The organism is Mogibacterium timidum ATCC 33093 (assembly GCF_000525775.1).
GTDB classification, from domain to species: Bacteria; Bacillota; Clostridia; order Peptostreptococcales; family Anaerovoracaceae; genus Mogibacterium; species Mogibacterium timidum.
On sequence record NZ_JALU01000011.1, the window covers coordinates 1 to 10340 of the forward strand.

Here is a 10340-nt window from a genome sequence, read left to right on the forward strand (position 1 = left end):
AGGACTGCTAGTTTCAAGGAGACGCATAAGGAATTAGCCGCAGGCGGTGACAGATTAAAGACCTGAAATATCAGAGCGGAATCTGACATCCTGAGCCTACCAAACAAGAACAGCAGACGAAAAGGCGATCGAAGTAGATTTGATCGCCTTTTTGATTTGCTGTAAATAGTAAGCTCGGTTATCTGACGAAGCCGGACTGAAGCCGGTGAGAGATATATTTTTAAATGCATTTATATCCAAGATATTTAAGACAGAGATAAATGAGAGCTCGACAAAAATCTGTAAATTAATTTAAAGATAAGAGAAGTTAAGAACAGATAGAGAACAGATAGGATAAGACAAGTATGGAATCTCATAACGCCCCTAGAAGGAGGCCCCCGTACGCGCCGGAATACTTGAAATTCAGCCATAAATGCGCTAGAATGTTTTTGTCCTATCGCCACAAAAAGGGGGTGGCAGTTAGTGACGAATTTATGAAGATGGAGGAAAGACTATGTATGATATCAGTCAGGTGCAGAGCGAGTATAAGACCAAGCTCATCGACGCGGAATTCGCAGCGAGCCTGGTCAAGAGCAAATACAGGCTGCACTTTGGCGTGGGAACCGGCAGCTCCATCTATATGGATAGAGCGCTCGGGAACCGCCTCAAGACAGACACCCTCCTTCGTGGATTAGAGATACAGACAGAGGTTGCAGTGAGGAACAACTTACTTGAGACCTTTAAGGCAACAAGGGACGTCAACACAGTGAGATTTTACTCGTCGCATTATACCGGCATGGATCGCAAGATGGCAAGCGCGGGGAACTGCTGGTACGTGCCGATCCTATTCAACGAAGAACCGCTATATTGGGGCCAGGAGAACAACGGATTTGACATCTGCTGCATCCAGGTGGCTCCGATGGACAGATATGGCAACTTCAACTTTGGGCCAACCAACGCCGATCTGCTCGGAATCATCAGGAATTCCAAGATTGTCATCGTTGAGGTCAACGAGAAGATGCCGATAGCACTCGGCTACGAGTCGCATATCAATATCTCCGATGTAAACTACATCATCGAGGGCGATAGCCCGGAGCTCGCTGAGTTCAAGGCAGCGCCTGCGAGCCCTGAGGATAGGAGGATTGCGGAGTCAATTGTGGAGCGAATCAGAAACGAGAGCACGCTGCAGCTCGGTATCGGAGCAGTGCCAAATGCAATCGGCGCTCTGCTGGCTGAGTCCGACATCCGTGATCTCGGTGGTCACAGCGAGGTCATTGTTGACTCCTTCATGAACCTGTATTATGCGGGCAAGCTGACCAATAACAAGGAGCTGGACAAGGGGTTGACCGTGTACACGGCAGCGGTTGGCAGCAAGGAGCTGTATGATTTCATAGATGATAACCCCATCTGCTGTGCCGCCCCGGTTGATTACGTCAACAGCGTGCACACCATATCGCAGATAGACAACTTCATATCGATTAACAGCTGCGTCGGAGTCGACCTCTATGGGCAGGTGTGCTCGGAGAGCGCAGGCTTCAGACAGCTTACAGGTACAGGCGGTCAGCTTGATTTCGTGCTCGGAGCCTTCCTTTCAAGGAACGGCAAGAGCTTCATGTGCACACATTCGACCAGAGTGAAGCCGGATGGAGAGATGGTATCACTTATTCATCCGATACTTCCACGCGGATCGATTATCACCACCCCGCGTACAGCGACACACTACGTAGTGACGGAGTATGGTGCAGTCAATCTTAAGGGTAAGTCGACATGGCAGAGAGCCGAAAGTTTAATCAGCGTGGCGCATCCTGATTTTAGAGAAGCGCTGATCCGGGAAGCTGAAAAGATGGGCATCTGGCGCAACACAAGTAAGATTGAATATGTTTAAAGGATTTTTAATCTATATTTAATAAACATTTTGTATCAATAGGGTAGAGTTTTATTAGCTGGCTTTACAGAAGGTCGGTCCTGCGCGGGGCTTGACGGGGTCATAAAGTCAAGGCAGAGGCGCTAAGGCGCAATGCGTAAGGAGGTTTTTATGATCACAGCAGTTGTAGGTGCCAATTGGGGTGATGAAGGCAAGGGTAAAATCACAGACGTACTCGCACAGGAATCCGATTATATCGTTAGGTTTCAGGGCGGCAGCAACGCCGGACACACCATCAAGAACGAGTTTGGAAAGTTCGGACTCCACCTCATGCCATCCGGCATTTTTAACAAGGACGCTGTCAGTGTTCTGGGCAACGGAGTGGCAGTAAACGCCAGGAAATTCATTGAGGAGCTCGGATCCATTGAAGATGCAGGTGTTCCGCATGGCAAGATTATCATTTCGGACAGAGCTCAGCTGGTTATGTCATATCACATGGCGCTGGACGCTTACGAAGAGGAGAGGCTCGCCGGCCATTCCTTCGGTTCGACCAAGGCGGGCATAGCGCCTTGCTTTTCGGATAAGTATGCGAAGATTGGTTTTCAGGTTGCAGATCTCTATTCGGATAAGGACCTCTTGATGGAGAGAATCAGGAATGTCTGCAGTATCAAAAATGTGCTGCTCGAGAACCTGTATCACAAGCCGCAGATCAAGGCAGAAGATATTTACGCAGAGCTGCTGGAATATGCGGAGCTGCTAAAGCCATACGTTGCGCACACTTCGCAGGTGTTAAACGACGCCCTCCGCGCCGGCAAGCATATCCTGCTGGAGGGACAGCTCGGAGCACTTAAGGACACAGACCACGGTATCTATCCTATGGTCACATCGTCTTCTACGCTCGCAGGCTTTGGCGCTACCGGTGCCGGACTCCCACCTTATGCTATTGAGCGAATCATTACGGTTGTAAAGGCATATTCTTCGGCAGTAGGTGCAGGCGCGTTTGTCAGCGAACTATTCGGGGACGAGGCTGACGAGCTGCGTAAACGCGGCGGCGACGGTGGCGAATTCGGCGTAACGACCGGCAGACCTCGTAGAGTCGGCTGGTTCGATGCTGTTGCGACCAGATACGGCTGCATGATGCAGGGGGCTACAGAGGTTGCAGTTACAGTAGTTGACGTGCTTGGATATCTGGACGAGCTCAAGATATGCGTTGGATACGAGATTGACGGCAAGGTGATTAAGGATTTCCCTAACACACCGCTGCTCGAGAAGGCCAAACCGGTATATGAGACGCTTCCGGGATGGAAGACAGATATCAGAGGTATCAAAAGCTACGATGAACTTCCGTCTGAATGCAAGGCGTACATCGAGAGAATTGAACAGGAAATAGATGTTCACGTATCGATGGTATCAAACGGCCCGGCCCGCGATGAGCTAATCATCCGCTAGCTGCCGGAGACAATCATAATAAATCGAATTAAACTTTGCAGACGATTTGCAAAGCGGATTTTTAAAAGTTAAATAACCTGCAGATAGGTAACAATTCCTGACAGAGCTGCTGTCAGGAATTCCGTAATTGAAGAGGTATCGCATGTATAAGGAATCAATGCGCCAGACGTGGGTGGAGATAGACCTTTCGGCGCTCGATCACAACATCAAGGCAATCAAAGAGGCTATAGGAAGCGCTGAAATCATCGGAATAGTCAAGGCTGATGCCTACGGACACGGCAGCGTTCGCTGTGCCAAGGTTCTCCGTTCAAATGGGGTATCGCGCTTTGCGGTTGCTACAGTCGAAGAAGCCCTGACTCTACGCGAGGCCGGATTTAACGAGACTATTATTATCCTCGGCTTTGTACCACAGGAGTGCGTGGATATTGTAATCGAACAAAGGCTGACCATAGTGGTTGGAGGGTTGGAGAGAGCCGGGGCGATAGCCAATATCGCCGGAGAGACAAATGACGTTATCGACTGCCTGGTAGCTATAGATTCAGGTATGGGGCGCATCGGCTACAGGATAGAAACACCGTTTGAAAAGGAGCTTGCAAAGACTGAAATAGAGGAGATGGATGAGCTCGACGGTATCCGTATCATCGGTATGATATCGCATTTCTCAACATCCGATGAAGCCGATTCTTCATATACCGACAAGCAGCTGTCGTTGTTCAACGATTTCTACGAGGAGCTTGCGGGCTGCGGCATCAGTCTTCCTATGTTGAGTATCGCTAACAGCGCGGCCATCATGGACTATCCGAGGACCCATTTCGATGCGGTAAGACCGGGGATCATCATGTACGGGTGCTATCCGTCCGATGAGGTAGATAAGTCCAGACTCGATCTAGAGCCCGTAATGTCTGTAAAAGCCTATATCGTTCACCTTAAGACTGTTCCGGCCGGCACGGCAATAAGCTATGGGCGCAGGTTTATCACAGAGCGTGAGAGCAAGATTGCTACCATTTCAATTGGATATGCAGACGGCTATGCCAGAACACTCACAGGGAAGGCGGAAGTGCTGGTGAACGGACATCGTGTGCCGGTCGTGGGAAGTATTTGCATGGATCAGTGTATGATAGATGTTACCGACGTGCCGGAGGTTAGGGCCGGAGATGAGGTGGTAATCATGGGACGCTCGGGCGATGACGAGATTCCTGCAGAGGAGCTGGCTGATAAGATCGGCACGATTAATTATGAGATACTGTGCGATTTCGGCATGAGACTGCACAAGATTTATATAGACAGAGATAAGGGCTCGTATGACCTCGTATAGCGGCACAGGGGGGATATATGCTTGAAGCTATTCAAAATATCGACGGATCACTGCTGATCAAGTTCCAGCACCTTGTGATCCATGACGCTCTGACGCCGGTAGTCAGAGTATTTACCCACATGGGCAACACCGGCGCGATGTGGATTGTTATCGCGTTGATACTGATGCTGTTTAAGAAAACCAGGAAATACGGATTGCTAGCGCTGGTGGCGCTGGGTCTCACATATCTGCTCAACAACCTTTTGATCAAGAATCTGGTTGACAGAACGAGACCGTATGAGACCTTCGACAAGGTGCGTCTTCTGATAGAGAAACAGGATGATGCATCGTTCCCGTCAGGGCATTCCGCGAGCTCGTTCGCAGTAGCGATGAGCATTTACCTGTATTTCCCTAAGAAATACGGCATCCCCGCTCTTTTGCTCGCCGTTCTGATGGTGTTGTCTCGGCTGTACGTAGGAGTGCACTATCCAAGTGATGTGCTGTGTGGAGCTGTCATCGGATCACTCATGGCATACCTGGTGTACAGGATATATGATGCCGGGCAGGAGAGGCTGCACCCGGCTAAGCATGCAAGAAAGAAATAAATAAACGAATCTATGCACTTCATGCTATATAATGACTTGATGTGATTTTGCAATTTGGAGGCAAGTCTAAGCTCTATAACGGATTTGGCATAATGGTGTTGGCGAGTCCGATGAATAATGAATGATAATTAACAATGTGACTTGCGAAATGCAATGGGAAGAATTTTGTCGGAAAAGGTTGATTATGAGGTTCGGATATGATAATTGGTAATGACTGGGATCAGGTGCTGGCACGTGAGATGGAAAAACCGTATTATAAGGAGCTCGAGCAGTTCCTCGATGCGGAATATGCTTCGTGCACAGTGTTTCCTCCCAGGGATGAGATTTTTACGGCTTTTAAATACACTCCATATGATGATGTTAAGGTTCTGCTGCTCGGGCAGGATCCATACCACGAGGCGGGACAGGCGCATGGTATGGCCTTTTCGGTTCAAAAGGGTATCAAGCAGCCGCCTTCGCTGGTAAATATTTTTAAGGAGATCCGGTCGGATCTCGGCATTGAACCGCCACCATATGACAACGGCTGTCTGATTCCCTGGGCAAAGTCGGGCGTGTTGCTGCTCAATACAGCGCTGACCGTCAGGGAGCATGAGGCGAATTCGCACCGCGGCAGAGGCTGGGAGCAGCTGACAGATGCGGTGATAGAGAAGCTCAACGAGCGCAAGATGCCTCTTGTCTTTATTCTCTGGGGGTCCAACGCCAAGTCTAAGCTGCCGCTGATAACGAACAAACAGCATCTCGTGATAGCCGGCATGCATCCGAGTCCTCTCTCAGCATACAGAGGTTTTTTTGGAGGGAAATACTTCTCTCGTGCAAATGAATTTCTCGTGCGCCAGGGGATTGACCCTGTGGATTGGGGCATTTGTTAGGCTAAAATGCGTGGCTGCGTTCACATAACAACCACGTGGATTTCATTTGCATACATGGACGAATATGCTAATATTTCAATTGCACTATTGAGAACGATATTAATTAGATTAAGGAAAGGTTTACGTTATGAACAACAAGAAGCTTAAGAGATCGAAGGTTACTATTGGATTGTATGTGTGCACCGGAATTGTGTCAGTATATGCGCTCTACGCTATTTTCAATTCGATTTCATATTTGAGAAACTATTTTAAAACTTACGGATCGACAATAGGTCAGCATTTCGGAGATGCGCTTTCCTACATTCTGAACCAGAGCTTGTCTTATATCGTGTTCGCAGTTCTGCTGTTTACGGTATCGGTAGTTCTGACTGAGGTGAGAAAGCTCAATCCCGATAATTACATGAGTGCGGAGGAGCTGGCGCTAATCGAAGCAGCTAAGGCAGAGAAAGGAATTAAGACAGCGGGAGCTCAGGTTGAAGAGGATTCATCTGATGCCATGGACAGTGATGAGACAGCCGAGGAGACTGAGGCTTCGTCTGATTCTGTAGAATCCGAAGCGGAAGAAGCAGAAGCTGAAGCTGTCGAATCAGCTGAGGTGCACGAAGAAGCTCAGGAAGCTGATGAGGAAGACGGAGAGCTTTCGCCTGAGATTGAAGAAGCAAGAGAAGCAATCGCTAAGAAGGCAGCTGAGGTTAGAGCGGCTGCTAAAGGAGCAACTGAGAAATAGATATTATGATCAAATCCGAAGTTCGCATCAACAGGACGCTCCCGACAGAGCTCATCAAGCTCATGAATAGATGTGGAGCACGAAAGCGCAATCCCAAGACGATTATCAAGGCGCTCAGGGATGGCCTGTTTATGGTCGGGCTCTATATTGATGGCGAGCTTACAGCGTTCGGCAGAGTCTCGGGTGACGGTGCTATGTATTTCTTGATTACGGATGTGATGATTGCACCCGAGTTCGAGGACAGCGGAATAGATATGCAGCTATATAAGGAAATTGACGACTATCTGCTGACGGTAGCTCCAAATGATAGCCGTGTACTCGCTATGACTCACAAGAAGTACGAGCACATATTTAGAACTTTCGGGTACGAGTATATGGATCCGGATTATCGCACGGTGATGATACGCGAGTAGGATGCTTGCCGAATAGCAATATCAGGCTGTGCGGTGAGCCACCGTATAGCTGTCACATGACTCGGTTAATGCCGAATATCAACAAAAATGTGAAGGGGAAGCCTTGTTCAATTGGAAATTGGGCAAGGCTTTTGTAGTGAGAGGGTCTTCGCGGGATTTAAAATAGCGAATTTTTGATGTGCCGCAGGGTCTGCGGGAGAAATTTAAAAACTTGTGTGTTTTTAAATGTGAGATGGAAAAGCCGATCTATATTTAAAAAACTGTATAGTTTTTTAAATGTGCTGCGGAAAATGTGATGATATTAAAAACTTGCTTGATTTTTTAAATACAATGCAAAAATACAGATAATATTTAAAATAATGCTTGTTTTTTTAACAATATGGTCTAATATTGATATTAATAGGAAAAAAGGAGGGGGTTTTTTGAAAAGCAAGGAATATGTATTGCTCAAGAGTCTGTATTATGACCGGTATGAAAAATACGAAGAATTCTATAGGGAAAGGTTCCAGTCAAACGAATGTGTTCATCTAAACTTTAAAATTGAGAATAATCCTGCGTTTTTTATGGAAACACCCGAACTTTTTAAAAGGGTCGTAGACATAACAAGACTCGACAAAGAGATTTCAGAGCTTGTGAATACACTGCCGGGAATTGCGCTGGAGCAGTACATAAAGAAGTGCCTGATTGATGAAATCGTTATTACAAATGACATAGAGGGGATTCATAGCACAAGAAAGGAAATTGGTGAAATCCTCAATGACCTGAAAGGAAAGGGTGGTAGGCGATTCTATGGACTGGTTAAAAAATATACCACATTGACTTCAAGGGATCTATCTGTAGAGAATAGCCGCGATATCCGGGCGCTATATGACGACATGTTCCTCTCTGAGGTTGTCGAAGAGGACTCGGATAATGCACCTGATGGCGAGATATTCAGAAAAGGACGTGTGGAAGTAGTTGATCCGACGAAGAAGGTTATTCATCGTGGATTATATCCCGAAAGTAAGATAGTAAGCATCATGGATGTAGCAACCGACATATTGAATGATGCGCAAATTGAGCCGCTATTCAGGATAGCGATATTTCACTATTTATTTGGATACATTCACCCGTTTTATGCTGGCAATGGTCTACTGAATAGGTATATAAGTAGTTATTATCTCGCAAATGCACTTGAACCAATTATGGGTTACCGCTTGTCATATACAATTAAGGAAAATATAAACAAGTATTACAAGAGCTTTAAGATTGTAAATGATGAGATCAATAGAGGAGATATCACTCCGTTTATCTTTACGTACCTCGATTTTATAAAAGAGTCGGCTATAAACCTCAAGGCAGGGTTAACTGAAAAGAGCGAAAGATTGAATGTCCTTAAGAAGGGATTTCTCGGTAACTTGCCAAATGGTCAAGAAGGTAAATATACGGATTTATATTACTTTCTGCTGCAAGCATCATTATTTTCTGAAATAGGGATTTCGACAAAGTCATTGATAGAAAACCTAAATGTGTCAAGACCGACATTGCAGAAGCGATTACACGAGATTGATGAGAACAATCTGCTGGTTACAGAAATCGAGGATAGGAACAAGTTCTACAAACTGAATCTGGATACATTGGTAGAAAAGTACGCAAGAGAGCAAAAGTCAGAATGAAAAACGAGAAGGCGCTACATCGTGCTACATCGTGCCGCTTCTTTTTATTGAGTGGGAATGACAGAAGCAAATATATTACTGTCATAAAATGCTTGGGAATACAGGGATTCAGCGATTTTGCAGCAGTAAAATTCTCTAAATGATACTGTTTTGATACTAAAAGATGATTGCTAAAAAAGGAAGATATGAATTACCTGATTGAACAATCTTACAAAATATCATTGCAGAGGGAACCTTAATAAAAAGCATTTTGTGAATTCCGTATATTTTCCGAAAATGATTTTTGTATTGATTTGACTACCTCACCAGATTATTTGGGGGCATTTATTAGCAATAGTGGTTAGCTTGGAAACCAACGAAATGGAGTATGACGAGATGAACGGATAGGAGGTTTCTCATGGCGATAGACGGTGTAAAAATTATAGATAGTGATGATGGATATGATATTTACAACTGTGTTGTAGAAAACTATAAAGACGGAGTAAGTGTCGACAAAATTATAGCGGATATGTTGGCAGATGAAAAAAATTATTGTACCGATGATTTTTATGCAGAGATTTATTGGACTTCTTTTGCCTATTCTTTATGGGAAATAGGACATTTACCTGATGAGATAAAAGACAAAGCCTTAGAAATAATTGCAAAAGGAGCTAACGAATTTTGGCTTGAAATCGACAGTAAAGCATTGAAACAAAGACAAAAGGTTCTAGATAAATTAGCTGTACAATTACAGAGCAAAAATCTCAAACCTGTTAAAGTTCCAAAAGGAAAGTTAAAACGAGTGCCGTATTTTAATAAGGGAGATATTCTTGTAATAAAGTTTGATAATGAATATGGAGTTTGTTTCGTTTCATCAGTAGATGAAAGACCGAGAAAGTTAGAATACAATTTAGCTTGCACTCGTTTATTACAAAAAGAGAAACCCAATATTGATGATTTCCTAAACAGTCAAATTGCGTGTACTAAACAGAACACATCATACTGCCTTAGTACAGATTGTTGGTTCAATCATAAAGATTTGGGAGTTCTATTAGATAAAATAGAAAAAATAGGGCAAGTTGAATTGGAAGATTATATTTTAGGAACACTATCACCGGCTTCTACACTGGAAGATATTTATAATGAAATCACAAGAAATAAAAAAACTTGGAGCCTTAGATTCAAGGATACTTACTATCTAATAAGAAATTTTGAAGTTTGTGGAAATTGAACAATAAATTTGAATTTTTAGGAGTAAATTGAATGAAGGGCATAGATGTTATATACATGAAACAGGAGTTAAAACTTACAAGTGGTTACGGTATTACTCGTCTGAAACAGGGATTTACATATCACATGAGCCGCTTGGGTTGGAAAGGAATAATATGGACTTCAGTTTAATAAGAAATAGTAACATGATTACAAATGGAGATCTATCTGTTCTTAAAAGTTTTACTCTTGAATTGTCAAGCTAAGTGCAACACAGTTGAATAATAGACTTCATAT

At 44.7% G+C, this 10340-nt stretch carries 10 protein-coding genes; all 10 read left to right on the forward strand.

Features of this window, described 5'->3' with window-relative positions:
- The first annotated feature begins 493 nt into the window (after nucleotides 1–493).
- The 10 genes from HMPREF0581_RS02860 to HMPREF0581_RS08725 all read left to right on the forward strand — a co-directional run bounded on the left by HMPREF0581_RS02860 (nucleotide 494) and on the right by HMPREF0581_RS08725 (nucleotide 10235).
- Complete coding sequence (locus HMPREF0581_RS02860; protein ID WP_009644024.1) at nucleotides 494–1864, forward strand: acetyl-CoA hydrolase/transferase family protein; 1371 nt, start codon at nucleotides 494–496, stop codon at nucleotides 1862–1864.
- Between the two features lie 150 nt (nucleotides 1865–2014).
- Nucleotides 2015–3292, forward strand: coding sequence for an adenylosuccinate synthase (locus tag HMPREF0581_RS02865; protein ID WP_036380235.1), 1278 nt, complete (start codon nucleotides 2015–2017; stop codon nucleotides 3290–3292).
- Nucleotides 3293–3434: 142 nt separating this feature from the next.
- Nucleotides 3435–4607, forward strand: coding sequence for an alanine racemase (gene alr / locus HMPREF0581_RS02870; RefSeq protein WP_009644030.1), 1173 nt, complete (start codon nucleotides 3435–3437; stop codon nucleotides 4605–4607).
- Between the two features lie 17 nt (nucleotides 4608–4624).
- Nucleotides 4625–5191, forward strand: a complete 567-nt coding sequence (locus HMPREF0581_RS02875; protein ID WP_009644017.1) for a phosphatase PAP2 family protein — start codon at nucleotides 4625–4627, stop codon at nucleotides 5189–5191.
- Nucleotides 5192–5388: 197 nt separating this feature from the next.
- Nucleotides 5389–6060, forward strand: a complete 672-nt coding sequence (locus tag HMPREF0581_RS02880; protein WP_009644029.1) for a uracil-DNA glycosylase — start codon at nucleotides 5389–5391, stop codon at nucleotides 6058–6060.
- Nucleotides 6061–6187: 127 nt separating this feature from the next.
- Nucleotides 6188–6787: a hypothetical protein gene (locus HMPREF0581_RS02885; protein WP_009644015.1), complete on the forward strand. Its 600-nt coding sequence runs from the start codon at nucleotides 6188–6190 to the stop codon at nucleotides 6785–6787.
- A gap of 5 nt (nucleotides 6788–6792) precedes the next feature.
- The gene (locus HMPREF0581_RS08240; RefSeq protein WP_009644023.1) at nucleotides 6793–7200 is read left to right on the forward strand and encodes a hypothetical protein; all 408 of its coding nucleotides are present in this window, start codon (nucleotides 6793–6795) and stop codon (nucleotides 7198–7200) included.
- 422 nt (nucleotides 7201–7622) lie between these two features.
- A complete protein-coding gene (locus tag HMPREF0581_RS02895; RefSeq protein WP_009644013.1) occupies nucleotides 7623–8855 on the forward strand; it encodes a Fic family protein in 1233 nt (410 codons plus the stop codon).
- A 397-nt stretch (nucleotides 8856–9252) separates the two neighbouring features.
- Entirely contained in the window at nucleotides 9253–10065 is an 813-nt protein-coding gene (locus HMPREF0581_RS02900) for a hypothetical protein (protein WP_009644027.1), read from the forward strand.
- A gap of 32 nt (nucleotides 10066–10097) precedes the next feature.
- A complete protein-coding gene (locus HMPREF0581_RS08725) occupies nucleotides 10098–10235 on the forward strand; it encodes a hypothetical protein (RefSeq protein WP_156918803.1) in 138 nt (45 codons plus the stop codon).
- The last annotated feature ends 105 nt before the right edge of the window (nucleotides 10236–10340 follow it).

What these genes read in the sequence shown, in the direction of transcription:
- HMPREF0581_RS02860 (WP_009644024.1), top strand. Translation starts at nt 494, where the DNA reads ATGTATGATATCAGTCAGGTGCAGAGCGAGTATAAGACCAAGCTCATC.
- HMPREF0581_RS08240 (WP_009644023.1), top strand. Translation starts at nt 6,793, where the DNA reads ATGATCAAATCCGAAGTTCGCATCAACAGGACGCTCCCGACAGAGCTC.
- HMPREF0581_RS02875 (WP_009644017.1), top strand. Translation starts at nt 4,625, where the DNA reads ATGCTTGAAGCTATTCAAAATATCGACGGATCACTGCTGATCAAGTTC.
- HMPREF0581_RS02865 (WP_036380235.1), top strand. Translation starts at nt 2,015, where the DNA reads ATGATCACAGCAGTTGTAGGTGCCAATTGGGGTGATGAAGGCAAGGGT.
- HMPREF0581_RS02885 (WP_009644015.1), top strand. Translation starts at nt 6,188, where the DNA reads ATGAACAACAAGAAGCTTAAGAGATCGAAGGTTACTATTGGATTGTAT.
- HMPREF0581_RS08725 (WP_156918803.1), top strand. Translation starts at nt 10,098, where the DNA reads ATGAAGGGCATAGATGTTATATACATGAAACAGGAGTTAAAACTTACA.
- alr (WP_009644030.1), top strand. Translation starts at nt 3,435, where the DNA reads ATGTATAAGGAATCAATGCGCCAGACGTGGGTGGAGATAGACCTTTCG.
- HMPREF0581_RS02900 (WP_009644027.1), top strand. Translation starts at nt 9,253, where the DNA reads ATGGCGATAGACGGTGTAAAAATTATAGATAGTGATGATGGATATGAT.
- HMPREF0581_RS02880 (WP_009644029.1), top strand. Translation starts at nt 5,389, where the DNA reads ATGATAATTGGTAATGACTGGGATCAGGTGCTGGCACGTGAGATGGAA.